Annotated in this window: 17 protein-coding genes and 1 pseudogene; 9 read left to right on the top strand and 9 right to left on the bottom strand. The window is 58.5% G+C overall.

What is annotated here, in order from left to right; genetic code table 11:
• Window positions 1–47: 47 nt before the first annotated feature.
• From ACQY1K_RS18790 to ACQY1K_RS18815, 6 genes and pseudogenes are all read left to right on the top strand, one after another.
• Window positions 48–782 (top strand): helix-turn-helix transcriptional regulator, encoded by a 735-nt coding sequence (locus ACQY1K_RS18790; RefSeq protein WP_062459805.1) that lies wholly within the window; start codon window positions 48–50, stop codon window positions 780–782.
• Between the two features lie 341 nt (window positions 783–1,123).
• On the top strand, window positions 1,124–1,633 hold the full coding sequence (locus ACQY1K_RS18795; RefSeq protein ID WP_342366109.1) for a molybdopterin-dependent oxidoreductase: 510 nt from the start codon (window positions 1,124–1,126) through the stop codon (window positions 1,631–1,633).
• Window positions 1,630–3,822 carry an ATP-binding protein gene (locus ACQY1K_RS18800; protein ID WP_430260199.1) on the top strand — a complete coding sequence of 731 codons (2,193 nt, stop codon included), beginning with the start codon at window positions 1,630–1,632 and terminating at the stop codon, window positions 3,820–3,822. Before ACQY1K_RS18795 ends, ACQY1K_RS18800 begins: the two co-directional genes overlap by 4 nt.
• An 11-nt stretch (window positions 3,823–3,833) precedes the next feature.
• Window positions 3,834–5,069: an HD-GYP domain-containing protein gene (locus tag ACQY1K_RS18805; protein ID WP_430260201.1), complete on the top strand. Its 1,236-nt coding sequence runs from the start codon at window positions 3,834–3,836 to the stop codon at window positions 5,067–5,069.
• Between the two features lies 1 nt (window position 5,070).
• Window positions 5,071–5,556 (top strand): chemotaxis protein CheW, encoded by a 486-nt coding sequence (locus tag ACQY1K_RS18810; protein WP_062459796.1) that lies wholly within the window; start codon window positions 5,071–5,073, stop codon window positions 5,554–5,556.
• A 457-nt stretch (window positions 5,557–6,013) separates the two neighbouring features.
• Window positions 6,014–7,660: pseudogene (locus tag ACQY1K_RS18815) on the top strand (HAMP domain-containing methyl-accepting chemotaxis protein); the annotation flags it as partial.
• 730 nt (window positions 7,661–8,390) lie between these two features.
• On the opposite strand, the gene ACQY1K_RS18820 reads toward ACQY1K_RS18815, so the two are convergent.
• Both ACQY1K_RS18820 and ACQY1K_RS18825 read right to left on the bottom strand, forming a co-directional pair.
• On the bottom strand, window positions 8,391–10,499 hold the full coding sequence (locus tag ACQY1K_RS18820; RefSeq protein ID WP_430260203.1) for a carboxy terminal-processing peptidase: 2,109 nt from the start codon (window positions 10,497–10,499) through the stop codon (window positions 8,391–8,393).
• Between the two features lie 184 nt (window positions 10,500–10,683).
• Entirely contained in the window at window positions 10,684–11,913 is a 1,230-nt protein-coding gene (locus ACQY1K_RS18825) for a M24 family metallopeptidase (protein WP_430260205.1), read from the bottom strand.
• A gap of 351 nt (window positions 11,914–12,264) precedes the next feature.
• Here ACQY1K_RS18825 and ACQY1K_RS18830 point away from each other — a divergent pair, with 351 nt between their 5' ends.
• From ACQY1K_RS18830 to ACQY1K_RS18840, 3 genes are all read left to right on the top strand, one after another.
• Window positions 12,265–13,965: a phosphoethanolamine transferase gene (locus ACQY1K_RS18830; protein WP_430260207.1), complete on the top strand. Its 1,701-nt coding sequence runs from the start codon at window positions 12,265–12,267 to the stop codon at window positions 13,963–13,965.
• A gap of 181 nt (window positions 13,966–14,146) precedes the next feature.
• Window positions 14,147–14,800 (top strand): response regulator, encoded by a 654-nt coding sequence (locus ACQY1K_RS18835; protein WP_062577980.1) that lies wholly within the window; start codon window positions 14,147–14,149, stop codon window positions 14,798–14,800.
• A gap of 4 nt (window positions 14,801–14,804) precedes the next feature.
• A complete protein-coding gene (locus tag ACQY1K_RS18840; protein WP_371816254.1) occupies window positions 14,805–16,163 on the top strand; it encodes a sensor histidine kinase in 1,359 nt (452 codons plus the stop codon).
• Window positions 16,164–16,180: 17 nt separating this feature from the next.
• Here the strand turns inward: ACQY1K_RS18840 and ACQY1K_RS18845 are convergent, their stop codons facing one another.
• From ACQY1K_RS18845 to ACQY1K_RS18875, 7 genes are all read right to left on the bottom strand, one after another.
• Window positions 16,181–16,798, bottom strand: coding sequence for a hypothetical protein (locus tag ACQY1K_RS18845; RefSeq protein WP_062460469.1), 618 nt, complete (start codon window positions 16,796–16,798; stop codon window positions 16,181–16,183).
• Window positions 16,799–16,926: 128 nt separating this feature from the next.
• On the bottom strand, window positions 16,927–17,370 hold the full coding sequence (locus ACQY1K_RS18850) for a DoxX family protein (RefSeq protein ID WP_430260210.1): 444 nt from the start codon (window positions 17,368–17,370) through the stop codon (window positions 16,927–16,929).
• The gene (locus tag ACQY1K_RS18855) at window positions 17,357–18,355 is read right to left on the bottom strand and encodes an alpha/beta fold hydrolase (protein ID WP_430260212.1); all 999 of its coding nucleotides are present in this window, start codon (window positions 18,353–18,355) and stop codon (window positions 17,357–17,359) included. Before ACQY1K_RS18855 ends, ACQY1K_RS18850 begins: the two co-directional genes overlap by 14 nt.
• Before the next feature lie 67 nt (window positions 18,356–18,422).
• A complete protein-coding gene (locus ACQY1K_RS18860) occupies window positions 18,423–19,577 on the bottom strand; it encodes an amidohydrolase family protein (protein WP_430260214.1) in 1,155 nt (384 codons plus the stop codon).
• A complete protein-coding gene (locus tag ACQY1K_RS18865; RefSeq protein ID WP_430260216.1) occupies window positions 19,574–19,858 on the bottom strand; it encodes a hypothetical protein in 285 nt (94 codons plus the stop codon). Before ACQY1K_RS18865 ends, ACQY1K_RS18860 begins: the two co-directional genes overlap by 4 nt.
• Window positions 19,859–19,897: 39 nt before the next feature.
• Window positions 19,898–21,487, bottom strand: a complete 1,590-nt coding sequence (locus ACQY1K_RS18870) for a globin-coupled sensor protein (protein WP_430260218.1) — start codon at window positions 21,485–21,487, stop codon at window positions 19,898–19,900.
• 520 nt (window positions 21,488–22,007) lie between these two features.
• Window positions 22,008–22,352 carry an ArsR/SmtB family transcription factor gene (locus ACQY1K_RS18875; RefSeq protein WP_174197738.1) on the bottom strand — a complete coding sequence of 115 codons (345 nt, stop codon included), beginning with the start codon at window positions 22,350–22,352 and terminating at the stop codon, window positions 22,008–22,010.
• Window positions 22,353–22,432: the final 80 nt, after the last annotated feature.

Below are 22,432 nucleotides of genomic sequence, written 5' to 3' on the forward strand. Positions count from 1 at the left end.
GCTGAGACGCCAAAACTCGTGTTGACGATCTTCCAACGGATTCTGATATGCCCGTCAGCGCGCTTTCCATTCTTGATCCAAACGCTCTCGACGACTATTGCGACCTGCGTTCGGTGCCGAAGCATCGTCATTTCGGAAAAAACGACATCGTTGACCGCCTGCGGTTGGCGGTCCCCTTTGACTACATCTCCATCAGCGGTCTCGACGTCGACCACTACAGGTTCGGTCAGGGTTTTTCGATCGACACCGACATGCCTCCTGCATTCCTCGACGCCTATGACGCGGATCGCCTCTATCTGACCGACCCGTTCGTGCTAGCCGCGAAGGCCTCGAACGTGATCGTGGTCGAGAGCGAGGTCTACGCGGAAACTCCGCCGCCGCAGAGGCTCGTTTACCTCCAACGAACCTTCGGCCTGCACAACCGAACGCTTATCCCGATCCTCAGGAACGATGTCATTTACGGAGCGATCTGTTTTTCCCGCTCGACACCGTTTGACGAAAAGGAGTTGATCTTCCTTTCGCTGGTAGCGGAATCCATTCACACGGCTGTCACCAAGCCGCTGATGGATCGCTTCGCTGCCCACCAGCTTCGGCTTTCCAAGGGTGAAATTGCCTGCCTGACCCAGGCCAGTCTCGGGCTGACGAGCGAGGCGATTGCGGTCGCGACTGGATACCAGAACGATACGGTCAACAGTTACATAAAGTCGGCCGTGAAGAAGATCGGCGCGACCAACCGAACGCAGGCCATTGCCGAAGCTATACGCCGCCGGCTCATCGCCTGATCGCATCGCCCTAGCTAAAAAGCGATCTGCCACAGGGGGCGGTCATCTTTTCGACCGTAAGCGCCTGAGGCAACAGCAAAGAAGTAAGAATTGAGCGCTACGTCTCGTAACGTCTCCTTCTACTCCAATTCTCATTTCAAGATTCACCTAATATAAATGCCTCCGCCCTAGAATTAAGGCGTCCACAGCGTTGAACACGCAATCGGCATGACGCCGATCTGGGAGGAGCGCGCGGTGTATTCCACCACGCATGCCCCGATGGGACGCTGGCCAATAGGCACCCCCCGTTTTGACAGCTTGTCGCGCGCGCCGCGAGTCTACTTCGTATCTTGGAGTTTCAAGTGATAAACCGCATCATGATCGCAGCCGTCATTGTCGCCGGCGCGCTGCTTCCTCTTCAGGCGACGGCGCTTGACTTGCCGAAAGGCAAGGTGGTGCTTACGGTGACTGGCACCAAGCTCGATCATCCCAACGTCGGTGGCAAAGCCCAGTTCGACATGCCTATGCTCGAAGCCCTTGCGGGCCGCACGGGTGAAATGGAGACCCCCTGGACCGAAGGCGTGGTCAAGTTCTCCGGCCCGCTTCTGCGGTCTGTACTCGAGGCAGCGGGGGCCCATGGCAACAAGCTCAAGGTCATTGCGCTCAACGATTATGCCGCTGACCTGCCGATGGAAGATGCAACCTCGCTCGACACAATGCTCGCCACCCGCATGGACGGCAAGCTGATGTCTGTCCGCGACAAGGGCCCGCTCTTCCTCGTGTATCCTTTCGATAAGGACCAAGGTCTGTTCAACGAGAAATACTTCTCCCGGTCGGTCTGGCAGATCAAGGATATCGAGGTCACTGAATGATCACTGCCGCCCAGCAGAGTGGCGATATCATCCGGAAAGCCAGCAAGGCGACCGTCGTGCTGCAGTGCTTTGCCGTGTTGCTGTTGCTGGGCCTCGTTTTTCTGTTTGCCGATATCTCAAGGAAATACTCCGCCCTGCAGGACGGCATTCGCGAGAATGCTTTGTGGTCCGTCTACCAGCTCGACCGGGAAGCCCGCCGGTTGCACGAGACCCTGCACATCATGCTCGTTGAAAACGACCTGACTCCGGAGCGCATCAAGGCTCTCGGGACGCGCTACGACATTCTGTACTCGCGAATGAATATTCTCGACAAAACCTCGTTCGAGACAAAGTTCAAGCTGGATGCGGCTGTTGCCGAGCAGGTCACTGCCATTCGCGACGCGGTGTTCGGTCGCAGCGCAGTTTTCGACAGACTGGCCGCAGGCGACCCCGTGGATCCGGTGCAGCTAGAGACAGCAGATTCAGAGTTTGAGAGGCTCGTAGAGAATACGGAAAAACTGCTTCTCTATACGAACAGCACCGTCAGCATCGAACGGGCTGAGGCACGGGACGCAGTCCTTGACCTTCAGATGAAATCGGCGGGTCTCGTCGCACTTCTTGTCTGCTGCGTGGTATTCCTCATTCTTACGCTGCGACGTCAGCTCAAGTCAGTTCAGCTTGCCGGTCTCAGCCTGGAGGCGATTTCGAACCAGCTGAAGGAGTCATATCTAGCGGCGGAAGCCGGGAACCGCGCCAAGTCCCAGTTCATGGCGACGATGGGACACGAGATCCGTACACCTTTGAACGCCATTCTCGGAACTGCGGAACTACTGGAGTTGTCTCCCCTACCGCCGTCAGTTGCACCTGGCCTGCAGACCATCAGGCGTTCTGGTCAGGCTCTTCTCGAAATCATCAACGAAATCCTCGACTTCGCAAAGATCGAACACGGAAAACTGGACGTCGAGACCCGCGCGGTTGACGTTCGGGCCGTCGTCACAGCCACGGTCGAAATGGTACGAGACAGAGCAACTGAACATGGAAATCGCATTGCGCTGGAACTGCCGACCTCGTTCACCACGCCGGTCATATCATCGGACCCCACCCGTCTGCGTCAGGTTCTTCTCAACCTGTTGAGCAACGCCATCAAATTCACGAGCGAGGGCACCGTCACGTTGCGCGTGCTGGAGATTGGCGATCCGAAAGACGCACAGCTGAGGTTTGAGATTGAAGATACAGGCATCGGGATCGACGGTGAAGGTCTTGGCAAGCTATTCCAGCCGTTCTCGCAGGTCGATGCGTCTATCAGCCGGAAATACGGTGGTACGGGACTGGGACTGACCATCTGCAAGCAAATCGTAGAGGCGCTGTCGGGAACAATAGGTGTCAACAGCCGCAAAGGCGAGGGCAGCATCTTTTGGTTCGTAATCCCTGCCAACCCGGCCGAGAAGGGTCTTGTCGACGCCTTGGCGGCAAAGGCTGCGCCCCAACAGTTTCAGGCATGGAATATCCTTCTTGTCGAGGACAACGTGATCAATCAGCAGGTCGCGGCCGGGTTTCTCGCCCATCTCGGCCAGTTGGTCACGATCGCGAACGACGGGCTGGAAGCCGTCAAACTGGCGGAGACGACCCGCTTCGATCTCGTCCTCATGGACATGCAGATGCCGAGGCTGGACGGCATAGAGGCTACCAAGCAAATTCGCGCTTCCAACGGCCTTAGCCGGAATGCTCCCATCATCGCCATGACCGCGAATGCTTCTGACGACGACAGGCGGCTTTGCGAGGAGGCGGGGATGACGGGGTTCCAGTCGAAGCCAGTCTCGATGCATCAGCTTCGGGGTATCATCGGGTCTCTGGAGGCGGCTGCGGAAACTGCTGTGGAGGCTGTCCAAAGTCCGAGCATCGATAACGCGTTCGAAACCCGGCGGTTGGAGATCGTGGAGGCACTGGGCGAAGAGACGTTCGACGAACTCCTGTCGAGCTTTTTCGAAGACGCAAGCCTACTCCTCACTGATCTTCACTCCGCCTTGGCCGTCAATGACCACCGTCATACCGATCATCTGCTGCACACTCTGAAGGGCGCAGCAAGCAGCGTCGGTCTTCAAGACGTGGCTGACCGGTCTCAGGACCTCCGTCATGCATCAATCACCGAAACCGTACTTGCAGACCTTGAAGACACAGTCACCCGCTACAGGCAGCTCCTTGTCGCATAAGGGACGTTCACATGCGCATTCTACTTGTCGACGACAATAAAACGAACCTCTCTCTCCTGACGAGACTCGTCGAGAAACTGCCGGACTGCGTCGCCATTCCCTATCTTCACCCCGAAGACGTGCTGGCAGATGCCCCGGCGCTCGAATTCGACATCGCGGTCATCGATTTCCAGATGCCTGTCTATAGCGGCATCGAGCTGTTGACCGAACTCGTTCGCTTCGAGACTTACCGCGACAAGCCCGTGGTATTTGTCACGGCCGATACCGATACGGCGACGCGCATGGCCGCGCTCAATGCAGGCGCGATCGACTTTCTGACGAAACCCGTGAACCCGTTGGAGTTTCAGGCCCGGATCAAGAACCTGGTCGCCCTCGTGGACGCGCGCAACAAGCTTGCCGACAAGGCCGAGTGGCTTCGTATCGAGGTCGAGAAAGCGGTCGTCGAGCTGCGTGCCCGCGAGGAGGAAATCATTGACCGCTTGACGATTGCAGCAAGCTACAAGGACTTCGAGACGGCCCGGCACACGCGGCGCGTAGGCCTTTATTCCGAGGCAATCGCGCGGGCCTACGGCATGGAGGCGCGCGCTTGTTCCGACATCAGGCTTGCCTCGCCGATGCACGATATCGGAAAGGTCGCCATTCCCGATGCCGTCCTCCTGAAGAACGGCAAGCTGACCGAACAGGAGTTCGCGGCCATGCAGCGACATACGGTCGTCGGCTGCGATATTCTCCGGGAATCGAAGTCGAGTCTTCTGCAGCTTGCTGCCGAAATTGCTGGCAGTCATCATGAACGCTGGGACGGGCAGGGGTACCCGTTCCGTCTTTCGGGTGAGACCATTCCGGTTTCCGGCCGCATCGTCGCCATTGCCGATAATTTCGATGCGTTGACGAGCGCAAGGCCCTACAAAGAGGCGTGGAGCGTGGATCGCGCCGTGGCGCACATACGTGAAAGATCGGGGAGCCACTTCGACCCCCGCTGCGTCGATGCCTTCGACAAGGCATTGTCCGTCATTCTCGAAATCATGGAGACCGATCGCAGGGAAAGCCTGCTTTCAGTGCCTACAAGCTGCATCCCGGTTCACGCTGGGTGCTCGCAGTCGAAGGAATCCCTTGAACGCTGCCGCCGCGCCATCAGCGATGCCCGCGTGGAGAAAAATGACGGTCCACTGACTGTTGCAATGATGACGTCACCAACAACACAGAACTACGAACTCGAAAATCAACCGACCGCTTTGCAAGGACGATGAAATGAACACTTTGCATCCTTCCAATTCTGCACGTTCCGGTGAGACCCTGGAAATCATCGCGTTCCGCCTTCACGACCAGGAGTTCTGCGTCAGGACGGTGACGATCCGCGAAATCCGCGGCTGGGGCCCCGCGACGCCGATCCCGCATTCACCCAGAGAGGTTCTGGGAGTGATGAACCTCCGCGGTGCAGTGATTCCGATCATCGACCTCGCCTGCAAGCTCGGTATGCGGAGTACCGAACCCAATGAGCGGAGTGCGATCGTCGTGGCGGAAGTCCACGGAATGGCCTTTGGTCTTGTTGTCGACCGGGTCTCGGACATCCTCACGATTCCCGTCGAAAACATGCAGCCTGTGCCTGACATGAACGCGGGTGCCGCGACGAGCTATTCCGACGGCATCATCGTCCAGCCCACAGGAATGATCTGTTTTCTGAACCTGGAACGAATGTTCGAAGGTTTGAATACTGCCGGCCTCATCGCCGCCTGATAGCTGCGCCGTTCGCACTCATCCGCCTAGACGCTCCGTGACTGTCAGATGACGGTTCGGTGCACGACCAAACTTGGCTTGCGGAAGCAGGTACAACCTGAAACGCAACTTACGCCTCAATCGCACAACGTATGAGTATTTGATTAAGACGAATTGCTGATTTTCACATCGTAACCACAGTTTAACGAATCTGCCCTACAAATCGAGGGAGTGGGTAGGCGCTCGTCTTTTGTCAGCGCGAGACCGATTTCAGGATTTGCACTGCCCGGTAAACGGCAACAATTTTAGTTTGGGCCAATCGTCTAGAATTCCTTTTCCGATCGACCCCTGCGGTACCGGCGAGCAAGACGCCTTGCCACTGCATACGGTCAGTTTTTCCAAAATCCAAAATCTGCGACCATACTGACTTCCGGCCCGTTGTGCCGGTGGCAGGTCGATGCCCGATGAGAGGTTGAAAATGTTGATACGAACAAAGCTTCTAGCCTGTCTTTTCGTCCTCGCTACGGCGCTACTGTCGATGGCTGGTTTTGCTTTCTATGCACTCGACGAAGAAGGCAAGCTTGCCAATTCCATCGTTGAAGATCGCGTCATCCCCTTGGCACAGTTGAAGCAGGTCGCCGATAGTTACGCGGTAAACATCGTCGATACGGTCCACAAGGCCCGCGCGAGAACGGTGACAGCCCGGCAGGCGACCGAAAACATCGAGACCGCCATGAAGGTCATCGACCTGCGATGGCGCGAATATCGCAACACGAAGATGACAGCCGAAGAGTCGGCGATCGCTACGACCTTCGAGGCGTCTCGCTCAGCGGCCGATGCAAAGCTGAAAGGCCTGCTGACCCTGATTGCATCCGGCGATCTGGATGCCTTGGGACGCTTCGCCGACGCCGATCTTTATCCGACAATCGATCCGCTTGGTGGTCCAATCGACGAACTGGTGAAGCTTCAGCTTCGTGTCGCAGCCGAAACGCTCGCGACAGGAAAGGAGATGAAGGCTGGCCTGACATTGGTCATGGCGATCATTGCCTTCGCGGGTCTTATCGTCGTGGTGATTTCGGTGTGGACGGTTCGTTCTGCGGTTATTCGGCCGTTGACCGAGATGACGAGGGCCATGACCGAGTTGGCGGACGGCAAACTTGACGTGCGCATCTTCGGAGAGGGCCGCCGCGACGAGATCGGCACAATGGCAGGCGCCGTTGGTGTCTTCAGGCAAAGTGCGAAAGATCGAGCTCGTCTGGAGGCCGAGGCCGATGCAAACCGCAGCGTTTCGGAGCGGGAGCGTATTGAACGCGACCGGATCAGAGCCGCGGAAGCCGAAGCGATGGAGTTCGCTGTCGATAACCTGAAACATGGTCTCGATCAGCTTGCGAATGGGAACCTCGTGCATCGGATCGATGCAGCATTCGTTGCGCAGCTTGATGTGTTGAGGACGAACTTCAACAGCTCCATGGAACGCCTCGAGCAGACCTTGCGCACTGTCGGCCAGAACGCGCAGACGATCGCGGCGGGTTCCAACCAGATCATGTCGGCCGCCAATGATCTTTCGAAGCGCACCGAGCAACAGGCTGCCTCTGTTGAAGAAACGGCTGCTGCCCTTGAGCAGATCACGACCACCGTTGCCGGATCGAGCAAGCGTGCCGAAGCCGCTGGCCGCCTTGTCACCGAGACAAAGGACAGTGCCGAAAAATCTGGCGATGTCGTGCGAAAAGCGATTTCGGCAATGGGCGAAATCGAGCGCTCGTCGAACGAGATCGTCAATATCATAGGGGTCATCGATGATATCGCTTTCCAGACAAATCTGCTGGCATTAAATGCCGGCGTCGAGGCGGCGCGCGCCGGGGAGGCCGGAAAGGGATTTGCCGTCGTCGCGCAGGAGGTCCGTGAACTTGCTCAACGCTCTGCAAAGGCGGCGAAGGAGATCAAAACCCTGATCAACACGTCAGGCGAGCAGGTTCGAAACGGGGTTCAGCTTGTTGCAGAAACCGGAAAATCGCTCACTGAGATCGTCTCCCGCGTCCAGGACGTCAGCGTCAATGTCACCGCCATCGTCGAGGCGGCCAAGGAGCAGGCGGTCGGGCTCAAGGAAATCAATACGGCGGTCAATACGATGGACCAGGGCACGCAACAGAATGCGGCCATGGTCGAACAATCGACTGCAGCCAGCAACAGCCTTGCCCGCGAAGCAGATAACCTTTTCACCATGATTGGTCGGTTCACGTTGAGCAAAGGACATGACCTTCAACCTCGAACCGGAAACGCCAACGGCGCGCCCCATATGCCGTCCCCAGCCAGAAAGCTGATGGCGAGAGTGAACAGCTCTTTTCCAACAAGTGCTGCTGTCGCCGAGGCGTGGGAGGAGTTTTAGCCGCGGTCTGGTAAGGCTCCCAGGTCGGCCGGGATTACAAGCTACCGATGGTCGCGGCTGAACTAGGATTTGCATTTTTTAAACCCGCGGCCACTGCTTTGTTACGCTTCGTCTCTCTCGCTTCGTCTCTCACGCGTCGGCAAAGATAGCCGGAAATGGCGTGCTGATATCGGCGCTTCAGAGGCGGCACGTTGAACCGTAGCGGACGTATCTACCGTCTCAGCCAAGGCCGCTAAGCCTGCTACACGCCATTAATATCCGTTGGTTCCATAATGCATATTATCTGATAACTGGTTGATGCTCTCTGTTGGGCGGCTCGGATTTTCCACGTCGCTGAAACTGCATCTCCCCTTCGCTTTGACGACAGCGCACGGTATCGCTACCGCGCGCTGTCGACGTCATTCGAAGTTGCTCTAATGACCGTCGTAAGGTTCACTTGAACCCCGACGACCCCGCAGCCCGCTGGTGACTAGTTCCGCTTGGCGCGCCCGGGCTGTGCATTGCTGTCTTGCAGCAAGGTCGCCTGATCGGCGACAATCGCAGACGCCTCGTTTTTCAGGACGTCCTTGGCATTCTTGCGCGCATCCTCAAGAGCGATCTCAGCACTCAAGCTACGTTCATTTGCTTGCAGACCATCGTCTTCGCTGCCGACCAGTCCATTGTTGATCTGCTCGCGAGCCTTCAGACGACTGGCGACGGCTGCGAGTTCTGCCCGGCGTTCGGCCTCGTTGAGCGAGATGACCTTTTTCTCGCGCTGCTGCTTCAGTTCGGCAGCGTCCTCGATGAACCGCTGGAAATCCGGGTCATCCTTGATTCGGGCTTCGTGCTGGGTCTGCAGTTGTGGCAGAACAGATGCGACATTTCCGACTGCGGCATATTTGGCAGGCTTGATACGTGTCCATGGCAGCGCATTGTCATAGCTCGCCTCACCCAGCGTCTTCGGGTCAGAAAGGCCCGGGAGGTTGATATCCGGCGTCACACCGCGAAGCTGGGTCGTACCGCCATCGACGCGGAAGAACTGTGCGATGGTCAGTTTCAGTTCGCCATATTTCGATTCGCTGCTGCGCGTCGCCTGATCGAGATCCACGACGGTCTGCACGGTTCCCTTGCCGAAGCTGGGCTCGCCGATCACAACGCCGCGACCATAATCCTGGATAGCTGCAGCAAAGATCTCGGAGGCCGAAGCCGAACCGCGGTTGATGAGCACGCCGACCGGGCCCGCCCAAGCGGGAGCAGACCGATCGTCCTTCAGGATTTCAACCTTACCCTTGGCATCGCGCTGCTGCACGACCGGTCCCTTGCCGACAAAGAGCCCGGTGAGTTCAATCGCTTCAGACAGGGATCCGCCTCCGTTATCGCGCAGGTCAATCAGGACGCCATCAACGTTTTCCTGTTTGAGTTCAACGAGCAGCTTGGCGACATCGCGGCTGGCGCTCTTGTAGTTCTTCTCGCCTTTGCGTCTCGCTTCGAAGTCCTCGTAAAAGGCAGGCAGAGTGATCACGCCGATGCGGCGGGTGACACCTTTGTCCTCGACCGGAATAATGCTTTTCTGGGCTGCCTGTTTTTCGAGACTAACCCGGTCGCGCACGAGGCTGATAACCCGGTGGCTTCCGGTCTCACCGGTATCTGCAGGCAGCACGTCCAGACGGACGACAGAATCCTTCGCGCCACGGATCATCTGCACAATTTCGTCGAGGCGCGTACCCACGACGTCCTTCATCGGGCCATCTTCACCTTGCGCAACGCCTGCGATGCGATCGCCGACAGCGAGCTTGCCGGAGAGCTGCGCCGGGCCGCCAGGCACGAGTTCACGGATCGTGGTGTAACCGTCACGTTCTTGCAGAACCGCGCCGATACCGACGAGAGACAGGCTCATGGAGATGTCAAATTCAGCCGCTGCCCTCGCCCCGAAATAGTCCGTGTGCGGGTCAACCGACGTCGTGTAGGCAGCCATGAAAGACTGGAATACATCGTCGCTCTTATAACGGTAGGTCCGATCAAGGACGTTCTGGTAGCGCTTGTCGAGCGTCTCGCGGATCGTCGCGTCCTGGGAGCCTGCCAGTTTCAGGCGCAGCCAGTCGCTTTTCACACGCTTGCGCCAAAGGTCGTTGCTTTCCTGTTGCGACTGCGGCCACGGCGCGTCGTCTCGCAGCACGGAATACTCTTCCCGCTGGGTGAAGTCGAAACCCTGCTTCAGCAACTCACGTGCATAGGTCAGGCGCTCTGAAACGCGCTGCGAATAAACGTTGAAAATCGAGAAGGGAAGCTTCATGTCCTCGTCCTCGATCGCATCGTCGATCTTCTTGCTGTTCGCGGCAAAGCTGTCGATATCGGATTTGAGAAAAAAGCTCCGGTCCGGATCCAGCGACTTGATGAAGCTGTTCATGATCTTGACCGACAGCGCGTCGTCCAGCGGTACGGGCTTGTAGCTGTAGCGGCCGAGAAACTGTGCGCTGATATTGGCCGCCTGTGCCTGCCGATCGAGCGGAGCCAAGACGGGGGGTGTGCCCGGTTCCAAGGCATAGGCTGCTGGTGCGATGGCAAGAAGTAGACCAAGGAAAGAATATCTCAGACGCATTCCGCTATGTTCCAATTGCGATGTCGGTTCGTTTTGCGCAATGGTGGTGCAACAATGATCGAGTTTTGGCAACTGTCTGGGTGTGCAATATTGCGTGTCCATCGCAAGAACCAGGACGAACGGCGTGCTCAGCGGGCCCCTGATTTCTGAAGAATGCCGTTCGCGGGCGTTCGGTCGTCAGGCTTCAATGCATGATCTTCTGAAGACCGCGCGGCAATCTATTCATGCATTCCGTGCTGTCAGAGGTCACAAGGAACTGGTCCTCGATCATCAGGGCACCAAAGCCATTCCCGTAGAAGGGCGTCTCGAGCGCCACCACCATGCCCGGCTGGATCAGTTCCTCATTTCCCATCGAGAAAAATGGCCATTCCTCGATGCCGGCACTGCCGCCGACCGAATGCCCGAAATGCCCACGATGATATTCGCTCAATCCCCCACGGCGGATGGCGGCCGTGACAACCCGATGCACCGCGCCGAATGTATTGCCGGGCCGGATGTGCTCGAGGCCCGCTTCAAATGCCTCGAGGAGGATCTTGTCGAGATCGTTCGCGAGCGGCGACGCCTCGCCATAGACAAAGGTTCGTGCGCTATCGGAAGAATATCCCTCCACCAGCGTTCCTACATCTGCCTTGATGAGCGCACCCGGAACAACCGTCGCGTTCGCGTCTGAAAGATCCGGGCCAACGGAGATGTAGTCCCATGACCCGGACAGGCTGACGCCCTTCCCGATTGCGAACGCCTTCGCGCCGGATTTCCAAGCGTCGGAGAGCGATTGGACAGAGGAGCCGGGCCGTATGGCCTCGACCATTCTGACAATGCCTGCCTCTGCCGCATTGGCCGCAAGACGCAATCGAGCGATCTCGACCGGCGTCTTCACCGAGCGCAGGCGGCGCAGAACCGTAGATCCATCGGTCAACAAGGCGCGGGGCAGATGGTGCTTCAGCGCGGCAAAATCGGCGGCGGGCATGAACTCCACGTCAACGCCAAGACGGGCCTCAGATAGACCGCGCTCACGAAGCAGTTCCCCCAGCAGGCCGAAGGACACTTCGCGATCAAAGGTTTCAGGCCTTTCCCCCGTCGACCCACCTCGGCGATAGCACTGGTCGATTTGCGCGATGGAGCCGGCGTCCGTTGTATCGACGGTGTCGATCCAGATCCGATGACTGCGCAGCTCGACATCAGGTGCGGATTTGCGGATGCTTGGCAGGGCGTGATCGCTGACGACGGCGGCAAGCGCGAGCCCCGCATCCGCGGGGACAAAAGCGATTGCTGCCCCTGCCCTGCCCCACATCGTTGCGACGCCAGCGGATGCGCCGATTGCGTAGCGGAATGCCTCGGGTTGGAATAGCAGCAGGCCGTCAAGATCGGCCTCTTGCATCAATCGCTCTGCCCTGTCCCGATCGATATCGCCCACTGCCTGCCCCCGTCGTCCGTAAAGATGCACCCTATGACATGGCGCACCGGACATCCGCCGGTCAAGATGCGGCCGCTCAACCCGTCGGCATATGTGTTTGTCGAACGTTCGATCCCGGTAGCGTCTGGGGATTGCGAACGTGCCGGGGATCGCGCAGCAGCGAGATCGAGCACACGATCAGTACGAATATGCCCACGAAAATTAGACCGGGCCGAAGACGAAAACTGTTCACCGAGTATAGGCCTTGTTGCTTCTCACTCAGGCAATGATGACGAACGAAGCTGACTCCCAGCTGAAGGGTGGCCGTTGGTCTAGGGCATTCAGGTGCGTGTCAGGATCCGATGCAAATCCGTGGCAATCGATATCGCCGAGGATCAACCAGTGCCGATCTCCACTCTGTCCAGAACCGCACCTCCTTTCTTCCGCCCGCGGATGGGTAGCGTTACCCTGGCTGTGACAGGTGCGCTCTATCTTGCAGCCTTTACCAACCGGATGTTTCTCACGCGGGCTTTCGCCTATTTCGACAGTCACCTGGCCTTTGCTGCCTTCATACTCGGTCTCGTATGCCTTTTCGCTGCGTTGATCGTATCGTTGTCGCTCAAGTATGTCCTGAAGCCGGTTCTGGTCTTTCTCTTCGTGAGCGCTGCTGCGGGCTCCTGGTTCATGGACAGGTTCGGAACGATCATCGACGTCGACATGATCCGCAACGCCGTCCAGACGACGTCGTCTGAAGCAGGGCATCTGTTGACACCGGCCTTCGTGCTGCACATGGCTGTTTTCGGTATCCTGCCATCGCTTCTGGTCTGCTGGGTGAAGATCGAACACAGGCCTTTCTTCGGCAAAGTCTTGTGGAACAGCGCGGCAATCGTTCCACTTCTGCTGGTCGCGCTCGCTTGCGGAATGAGCAGCGCTCGCAGCATTGCCTCGGTCACGCGGCTCCACAAAGACCTGATGATGACACTTAACCCCTTCGTGCCGATCGGAAATGCCATCGGCTTTGCCATGGCGACCGGCGAGGACGAAACCGTCGTCGTGAAATCGCTCGGGACCGATGCCCGCGTCATTGCCACGACATCCTCCGGCCGACCGCGCGTCGTGGTGATCGTTGTCGGCGAGACGGCCCGTGCCGAGAATTTTTCGCTCGGTGGCTACGGCCGCGACACCAATCCGGAGCTCGCCCGCCGAGACATTACCTACTTCAAGGAAACATCAAGCTGCGGCACGGCAACAGCGGTTTCCGTGCCCTGCATGTTTTCCAACCTGACACGGCGCGGCTATTCCCATCGTGCCGGCCTCGCGAATGAAAATCTGCTCGACGTCCTCGGTCACGCGGGTGTCAAAACGGAATGGTGGGACGACAACACCGGCAGCAAGAACGTTGCAAGCCGTACCGCCTACCACTCGTTTTCCGATGCCAACGATCCCCGCTACTGCAAAGACAGGGAGTGCCTCGACGAGGGGATGGTCGCGGCACTCGATGGCTGGCTCTCGACAGTCAAGGGCGACAGCGTCCTGGTCCTCCATCAGATGGGAAGTCATGGCCCCGCCTATTCTGAGCGCTATCCCACGTCCTTTGCCCGCTTCAAGCCGGAATGCCGCAATGCTGAACTGGGCAATTGCAAAACCGATGAGATCGTCAACGCCTATGACAACACGATCCTTTACACCGACCACATCCTCGCGTCGGTTATCGACAGTTTGAAGGCGCGTCAGGACGTCATCGCTCCAGCCATGATCTACATGTCCGATCACGGCGAGTCGCTCGGTGAGCATGGCCTTTATCTGCACGGCGCTCCGTATGTCGTTGCGCCATCGCAGCAGACCCACGTGCCCTTTGTGCTGTGGCAAGGGTCGGAGTTGAAAACCACGACCGATCCGCAATGCCTCTCTTCCCGAGCGGCTGCACCCGCCTCACATGACAATCTGTTTCACACCGTACTCGGAATGATGTCCGTTCGGACTTCGAGCTACAAGCCGGACCTTGACGTAATGGCATCATGCCGGCGGGTGAGAGACAGTAGCGGCGTTGCCAGCGCGCGTGCAGACTTCTGACCCGTTCGACACTGGTGGTAGTCCGGTCAGACAGTTCTTCTCGACATCGCTTGCTGGGTTGGCAACAGGACTCTCGTGCTTCGCTTGTGTGCGCACGATTGTCGCTCCACTTCCTGAGATTTCCGGCTATTCTCGCCTCCGGATCGCCGAAGCGAAATGGCAAAGGGATGGAGCAGACTGCTTGAGAGTTCTTCTGGTCGAGGATGACGTGACACTTGGGGAAGCAGTGCGCGACCATGTGGCGAGCGCCGACCATGCAGTCGACTGGACCAAGACGCTTGACGCTGCAGAGAGCGCCCTCTCGACGACCGGCTACGGTCTTGTCCTTCTGGATCTGCGCCTGCCGGATGGCAGCGGCATCGCGCTTTTGAAACGCCTGCGCGCCAAGGGTATCACCACGCCGGTAATCATTCTGACGGCACATGACCAGATTTCAGATCGCATCGAAGGATTGAACAGCGGTGCAGACGACTACCTCGTGAAGCCTTTCAACCTGGGTGAGCTGACGGCGCGCATGTTGGCGGTTAGTCGCCGTTACAGCGGCCGTCCGGTTTCGCTTCTTCGCGTGGGCGATCTCGAGATCGATGCGACCGACCGTCGCGTTACCGCAACGGGCGCCGTCATCGAACTTTCCAGCCGGGAATGGGCCGTGCTTGACGCGCTGTCGTCTCGTGTCGGCGCGGTCGTTTCCAAATCGCAGATCGAGGAAGCGCTTTACGCGTTCGGCTCGGAAATCGAGAGCAATACCGTCGAAGTCTATGTCAGCCGCTTGCGCAAGAAGCTTGGCCGCGACCACATCACAACACTGCGCGGAATTGGATATCGGCTAGGGTAGATCGATGAGCATGCTTCTTTCCAAGACGGCGCCTTCCATGACCCGGCGTCTGATTTTGTGGCTGACTGTGGTGATGGCGTTTCTCTGGCTGCTTGCCGTGGGCCTGGGCTTGGTTGTGATGGAAGAGGAGCTCGCCGAAATTTTCGATGGTACTCTGCAGGATACGGCCGAGAGACTGGTTCCTCTTGCCGTCGACGACCTTGAACATCGCAGCCTCGTCGGCGCCTCCCCCCAACAACTACAGACCGCGAGTTCGAGCGGCGAACGGGAGTACCTGATCTATCAGGTGAGAGACACGGCCGGGCGGATCCTGATCCGGTCCCATGATGCGCCGGCAGAACCTTTCGAGGCGCCGCTGAAGGCAGGGCTGTGGCGAAACGACACCTATCAATTTTATACCGCGGCGAATGGCGATCGGAGTGTCTTCGTGCAGGTCGCCGACGCTTTCGAAAACAGAGAAGAAGCGCTTCGCGAAGGCGCCATGGCACTGTTTCTGCCACTCCTGCTGCTTATTCCCGTCTGCGGAATGGCGATCTGGTTCGTGGTGCGTCGAGCTGTCCGTCCCGTCGGTGCGTTGCGCGAGGAGATCGAAACCAAGGACGGCGGCAACACCGAGCCGATCGACGCGACGGCGCTTCCGAAAGAGTTGATGCCGATTGCCGCATCGGTCAATCGGCTGATGCAGCGCCTGCGCACAGCACTTGATGCGGAGCGTGAATTTACCGCCAACAGCGCCCACGAGCTGAGAACGCCGATTGCGGGCGCGCTGGCGCAGACTCAGATGCTGGTCGCCGAACTTGTGGGAAACCCTCATCGCCGGCGTGCCGACCAGGTTGAAGCCTCACTGACGCGACTGAGCCACCTTGCGGAAAAGATGCTGCAACTGTCTCGCGCGGAGGCGGGCATCGGCCTCGCCGACCACGCCGTCGATCTCGGTCGTGTTCTGGACATGGTGGTGACCGATTTTCAGCGCGGCATGGCCGATCCCGACCGGCTGGTCCTCCGCCATCCAACCGGCGCGCGCCTGACGGCGCCGGTGAGCGAAGACGGGTTCGCGATCGTGCTGCGCAATCTGATCGAAAACGCACTCATTCACGGGACACCGGATAAACCGGTCGAGGTGTTTCTTGAGGATGGTGGCCCAGTGCGCATTACCAACGGATCGCCGGTTATGAGTGCGATTGAACTTGCCGCCATTCGCAAGCGCTTCGGGCGTGGCCGGACCGAAGCCGAAGGCTCCGGTCTCGGTCTTTCAATTGTGGACCGACTACTCGGTCAGATGAACGGACAGTTGATCCTCGCATCTCCGGCGACAGGACGCTCCGACGGTTTCGAAGCGCGGATAGAACTGCGCCATCTCTAGGCGATCGACGAGCTCGTTCACATCGGAGGCACGACGCCGTTGGTGCCGACAACGACCCGGCCGCTCGACATGGAGCCATCGGCCGCCTTTTCCGATGGCACAAACACAGTCGCGCCTGCCTTGATATCCGCTTCGACTGCTGACGCGAACGTCACGATCGGGGTGCCCTCAGGGATCGAGATCTTTTTCTCCTGGCCATTGTACGTCACGGTGACCGTGTGGCCATCGACGGATTTGACCGCATCGGCAACCGTCGCATTGGTCATCGAGCTGTTCGGCTTCAGATCCCAGGCGTAGCTGCCTTCGCCGGTGCCTTTCATCGCCGCCGGGAAGATCAGAACTTCAAGAGCGCCATCACCGCCATCGGCAGTCGGCAGCGAGGCGATCCCTACAAAGTCACCAGGCTTGATGTCATCGATAGAGGCCTTGGCAACGCTCGACACCTTCCAGTCATCCTTGAGCGTGATCTTGGCATTCGTGCCTTCGCGGGTTTTGACAGACAGGGTCTTGCCTTGAAGGCTCTCGACTGTACCACGGACCCGGACGGTGTCTGCCGCAAAGGCCGAAACACCGAGCGTGACGGCGATCAGTGCGCCTGAGAGTATCGTAAAGCCGGTTCTGGAAATGGAGGACATGGTCTCTTCCTTTTTGAAACCCTTAAGGTCGTGTCGTGCTGCCGGTGGATTCGGGTTGAAAACCCTCCGACCTTCGCCGAGCGCGGCACGATGCCGGCGCGGAATTGTTGTCGCGCAGAGGCGACAGATCAGCCCCTCGCCCTCATCGGCCACCTGACGATGCCCGCCGCAAACAGGGCGATCCAGATCAGAACAGGCTGTAACGGCAATCGGACCATGTGATAAAGCCACTGCCACTGCGAGGCGTCTGGCGCAGTCAGGCTGGTAACTGCGTGCTTGATATTGGCAGGAAACACGCAGGCTGCGTAAAGCGCCAGGCCAATGCCTGCATACCGACGCGACCAAGGAATAAGCAATCCGATCGCGCCTGCGATCTCGCAGAGGCCCGTTACAAGAATCACCTCCGGTGCATCAGGGACCCAGCTGGGTGTGATGCTGCGAAACGGCCGCGGCACGGTGATATGCAGGACGCCCGCTGCGGCATAGAACAGGAAGAGGCCCAACCGGCACCGACGGCGCCAGACGGTCAGGTCCTGTCCGTCGCGTTCCCTGGCGGGTTCAATCCTTTGCATCTGCCGCTATCCGTCGCTCCACCGACCTTGCAATGGAGGCTAAGTCCTTGCGTCGGCCCGCAACGCTTTCTATGGCAGCCACCGCCAGATCCCTCGCGATGTAGTCGGACTTGTGCCCGAGCTTGTGGACGACGATCAGTTTTGCGCCGCGGATATCGCGCGCCAGATGTTTGGCATGGATTTCGGGAGATACGATCTCATCGGCATCACCGGTGATGATCACTGTCGGCGCCTTGATCTTCGGATATTGTCGCGAGGCGGTACGTGCCCAGTCGCTGAGCGCCGAGATTTCCCGCGCATTATGGCGAAATGCGGTTGGGCTCAGCGCCTGAAACGCATTGGTCTCGGCAATATAGCCGGCGGGGACAGGGTTGGGAGAGAAGACTGCGCTCGCCGCACCCTTGATCGCCAGCAGCCCCACCGGTGGAACGACGAGCGCACTGAAGACCTGGCCCGTGACAGGGGCTGTGGCTGCAGAATAATACCATGCGACGCTTCCGTCCCAGGGGTAGACCGCCGGCGACAGGAAGACGAGACCGGACACCATGTCCGGATGCCGAACTGCAAATGCTGCGGCGATGGCGCCCCCGAAGGAATGGCCGACGATAATGGCCTTGCCGATCCCCCGCTTCCTCATCAGTTGCGCGACGGCATCAGCCTGGCCATCCGGAAGGATATTCTGTTCGCCTCCGATATCGGAACTGCCATGTCCCGGTCGGTCGACGAACAGCAGTCGCGCCCTGCCCTGCAACGTCTTCCTGAACGAAAAGAGGGGATCTTTCAGGCTCGTGCTCGCACCATGGAGAAAAACGATCGGGGGAAGATCCGCTTTTTTGTCCGGCTCGATCAGAACGCTGTTGAGTTTGTAACCGCCGACATCGATCCGGACCGCTTGTGCCGCATGGTCATCGGCCGTCACCTGCCGCGCGCCGACGATGCCGAACGCCGCGAGCGCAAACCCCAGAAGCAAGACAATCTTTTGCATTAGTCCTCAATGCGTTTCGCCGAAATGAGCATTTCGCTCCTACTACGCGCTCGGGACAAGGAAAGTTTCAGTCCGGAATGATCAAAGGCGCAAGAGGCGCCCATAGTCGCAACACGCCGCGTTTGACAGCGGCGACGACGGGCGCGTTGCGGCGGATCGCATCTTCGGCCGTTTCTGCGGCAACAAGAATGAATTCGGCCTTCGCACCCACAGCGATCGGTGGCGCCAGCATCCCGATGATCTTCTCCGCATCCGTCGAAACCATCTCGAAAACGCTGTGCATGTCGGCAGCCGTCGAGAGCTGATCGAGATTGGCGTAGAGACCTGCCATCCGAAGCAGTGAGGCGTCGCCGTACGGGGTGAACGGGTTTTGCACATTGTTGGTGGCGAGCGCGACATCCACGCCGAAGCGCTTCATCTGGGCTGCCGGAGCGATCCCGCGCGGCCGCATCGGGTTGTCGCGCGATCCGTTCAAAAACGCGTCTGTCGCGGGCAAGACGACGAGAGCGATACCGGCCTCGGCCATGCTCCGCGCCATCCTCTCACGCTCGTCAGGGTCGAAGGCTGCAAGCTTCGTTGCATGGCCGACAGTGACACGCCCACCCCAGCCGAAGCCTTCGGTCTGCCTGATGATCTCGGGCAAAATGGAATTTCCGGGATCGAGATCGAAGTCGGCATGGAAGTCGACATCAACGTTGTAATGACGGGCAAGGCCGAAGATGCGGTCGACATGGGCAACGGGATCAGGGTCCGTATAAGGACATCCGCCAATCAGATCCGCACCCATCCGCATGGCTTCGTGAAGAAGGTCGATGGTTTCAGGCTCGTTGGTCAGGCCTTCCTGCACGAAGGCGCAAAGCTGGACGTCGATGAGACCCGACCATCTGCGCTTCAGCCGCAGCAGACCTTCCAGACTTCGAAGACCTGCGCGTGGATCCACCTCGACGAAGCTGCGCATGCGCTGCGTACCCGCACGCACAGCCAATTCCAAGACTTGCGCGCCGCGCGCTTCGACATCCTCTGCGGTAAAGCTGCGTTTCGCTTGCGCCGTCAGCCGAACGGCTTCAGCAAGGGTCCCCTCGCACAGCGGGCAGCGGCCAAGGATCATCGCCTTGTCGAGATGGACATGCGCATCCGTCAGTCCCGGCAGGATCAGCACCCCTCCAGCATCGAGACGCGGCGACGATAGCTGTGCGGTCTGCTCTCCGATCGCGACTATCACGCGGGTGAAAAACCTCCAGCTAGTTTTGCGTCCACAATACGAGCCACAAACTCGACGACTTCCGTCATCTCTATCCATTCGGCCCCGGCCGCTTTGGATCCCAACCTATACCCTCGGCGACCCGCAAACCCCGTGAGCATGTTCAGATCGAACTGCGCCGTATTGCCGATGTCCAGGTGCTCGAGATACCTCCTGACCAAAAGGATCAGTTTATCGAGCGCTTGTGCGGTGGAGAGCCCGGCAGCCAGCAGTGCGAGTGGTATTGCGATCAGCATTTTCACAAAACTACCCTCATGATGTGGCGTACCGGGTCGCCATGCTCAGAATTCCGACCAGCCTTCATTGGCCGCCTTCGACCGCTGTAGTTTGCCAGGAAGCGACTGGATCATTTGTCGCGCAGGCGAAGCTGCAGTAGAATGCGCCCGACCGTTGCCTTGCCCCACCGCGCTTGGCGTCGTTTTGAACCCGGCGACAAGCTCGGAAAGTCTCTCGGCCTCGTTGGAGAGTTTAATCGTCGCCGCAGACGTCTCTTCCACCATGGCAGCGTTTTGCTGCGTGATCGTATCCATGCTGCCCACGGCAGAGTTGATTTCAGCTATCCCAGTCGCCTGTTCGCGCGACGACATGGCAATCGATACCATGTGTTCGTCGATCGTCTGCACCTGTCTGCCGATGCTTCTCAATGCCTTGCCCGTTGTGTTCACAAGATCGACGCCGCGCGCGACATCCTGAGAAGATCTCGAGATGAGATCCTTGATTTCCTTGGCGGCCCGGGCTGAGCGTTGCGCGAGCTCCCGCACCTCCTGCGCCACCACCGCAAAGCCTTTCCCCTGGTCACCGGCACGGGCTGCTTCGACCCCCGCATTGAGTGCGAGGAGGTTCGTCTGGAACGCGATTTCGTCGATGACACTAATGATGTCGTTCATTTGTTTGGATGACTCGACAATGTCGCTCATCGCCTTGACGGCCTGCTCTACGATTTCTCCGGACGTTGCTGCCTCTGTTGCAGACGCCGTTACGACCGCCTGGACTTCTGTCGTCCGGGTTTGAGACTGCCGCGCGATTGAACTGATCTGCTCTAGCGCTGCCGCTGTTTCTTCAAGCGCCGTGGCCTGCCGTTCGGTGCGCTTTGCCATTTCGTCGGTCGCAGTGGCGATTTCGGCCGACTGCGAGAGAACGAAGCCGACCGTGCTTGAGATCTCGGAAAGAGCACCGTTGAGGCTCGATACGGAATCGTTGAAATTATGCTTGAGCCCGTCGAAACTGACCGCGAGGGGCTGCTCCAAAGGCCGGGTCAGATCACCGCCGGAGAGAGATCTCAACGCACTTTCGAGGGCTGAGAGCGCTGTGTCTTGTTCCGCTTTCAGCGTCGCCTGCTCCGCTTCGGCCTTGGCTCTCTCGTCCGCAAGGACGTCGAGATAGACCGAGATCGCATAATCCATGTCCACGAGGGCCGCTTTGACAACCGTCGTTACGTCGTCTCCGATCTTCTGGCGTTTGCCGCGCACCAGGAAACTACCGAGCTCGTTATCGATGACGGCGCGCACGATGTTCTCGATCATCAACGCATAGCCGCCAATGTACCAGCGCGGTTGAAGCCCAAGCCTTGCATGGGCTTTGCCGATCATGGTGACTTCATCAACATAGGCTTCGTCGAACTTTGCCGAGGAAATCGTTTCCCAGTGTCGAGCCTGTCGTCCTTTTGCCTGGGTGATGTGATTTTCACCGGAAAAGTATTTGGAGGTTTCCGGGTGATGACGGACCTTGGCGTAAAACACATCGAGCGCGCTATCGAGCGACCCGTTAATGATGGGCGCCAATGCTGCGAGTGTCCTGCGCTGTGGATCACCAAGACCAGCGAAGTCCAGTCGGTCGTTAAGCGTTGCCTGTGCTGATTTCTGCGTACTCATGTATGTCCCCTGCTGCGGTCCCTTGGTAACAAGGCATGGTTGGTCTGCCCGCTAAAGCGAGTGCGATCTGTTGCTGACGGGAACGCAGTCCATCACCGGCGCGCGTGCTTCGAAGCCATCGCGGGGCAAGCAAGGGGGCTCAAAAACCCAGATGTCTACCGAACAGGTGTTAGACTGTCAGGTGGCGGCTGTTCCTGATCTTCACGGCCATAAAACCCTCATGGGTATGCGGCGCCACGGCGCCTATCTGGCACCACAAATCTAGGATTCAGGGGATAAAAAACCGTTAATAGTTCGCCCTGTGCTATAGTAGCAGAACTTGATTTAAGCACCTCCATCGTTTGACCGAGGCTATATCTGGCAATCGTCAAGTATAGAGCCAAAAATACGAGTTTTTGCCTTAAAATTCATGCCGAATGTAAGCGCTGCTATGACCGGCAGCGTGCTCATTGCATTCTCAAGACAGCGGTCGATATTGACAGAAGAGAGCTGGGACATCGTCAAGGTCATTGCGTAGGGTCTAAGCGTAGGCAACCGCCACAGCATCGCGAGTCTCTGCGACGGGACAGAATATGCTTTGCATACAGTCAAGAACCTGGCGGACACCTTCCTCGTGAGAGCGATAGAAAACCGTCTGCGCTTGTCGACGCGCCGAGACGAGGTTCGCGTCTCTGAGAATCTTCAGATGTTGAGAGAGTGCCGATTGGCTGAGATTCACCGCCTTTGCGAGTGATCGCACGTCGCGCTCGCAATCCTGTACCAGACAGAGGACTTTGAACCGTGCGGGGTGCCCCATAACCTTCAGTAGATCGGCGGCATCGCCCTCATCGAAGGGAAGAACTTCTCCCGACAGACCGATGTCCATAACGCCTCCAACCACCATTGAATAAAATCGCGTATCTTCATGGACCGAACCAAGTCCGGCGCCACATAAGCGAGCAGGAA

The sequence above is a fragment of the Neorhizobium sp. IRS_2294 genome, assembly GCF_050500145.1.
Taxonomy (GTDB): Bacteria; Pseudomonadota; Alphaproteobacteria; order Rhizobiales; family Rhizobiaceae; genus Neorhizobium; species Neorhizobium soli.

What these genes read in the sequence shown, in the direction of transcription:
- ACQY1K_RS18790 (WP_062459805.1), top strand. Translation starts at nt 48, where the DNA reads ATGCCCGTCAGCGCGCTTTCCATTCTTGATCCAAACGCTCTCGACGAC.
- ACQY1K_RS18800 (WP_430260199.1), top strand. Translation starts at nt 1,630, where the DNA reads ATGATCACTGCCGCCCAGCAGAGTGGCGATATCATCCGGAAAGCCAGC.
- ACQY1K_RS18805 (WP_430260201.1), top strand. Translation starts at nt 3,834, where the DNA reads ATGCGCATTCTACTTGTCGACGACAATAAAACGAACCTCTCTCTCCTG.
- ACQY1K_RS18810 (WP_062459796.1), top strand. Translation starts at nt 5,071, where the DNA reads ATGAACACTTTGCATCCTTCCAATTCTGCACGTTCCGGTGAGACCCTG.
- ACQY1K_RS18820 (WP_430260203.1), bottom strand. Translation starts at nt 10,499, where the DNA reads ATGCGTCTGAGATATTCTTTCCTTGGTCTACTTCTTGCCATCGCACCA.
- ACQY1K_RS18840 (WP_371816254.1), top strand. Translation starts at nt 14,805, where the DNA reads ATGAGCATGCTTCTTTCCAAGACGGCGCCTTCCATGACCCGGCGTCTG.
- ACQY1K_RS18845 (WP_062460469.1), bottom strand. Translation starts at nt 16,798, where the DNA reads ATGTCCTCCATTTCCAGAACCGGCTTTACGATACTCTCAGGCGCACTG.
- ACQY1K_RS18850 (WP_430260210.1), bottom strand. Translation starts at nt 17,370, where the DNA reads ATGCAAAGGATTGAACCCGCCAGGGAACGCGACGGACAGGACCTGACC.
- ACQY1K_RS18855 (WP_430260212.1), bottom strand. Translation starts at nt 18,355, where the DNA reads ATGCAAAAGATTGTCTTGCTTCTGGGGTTTGCGCTCGCGGCGTTCGGC.
- ACQY1K_RS18870 (WP_430260218.1), bottom strand. Translation starts at nt 21,487, where the DNA reads ATGAGTACGCAGAAATCAGCACAGGCAACGCTTAACGACCGACTGGAC.
- ACQY1K_RS18875 (WP_174197738.1), bottom strand. Translation starts at nt 22,352, where the DNA reads ATGGACATCGGTCTGTCGGGAGAAGTTCTTCCCTTCGATGAGGGCGAT.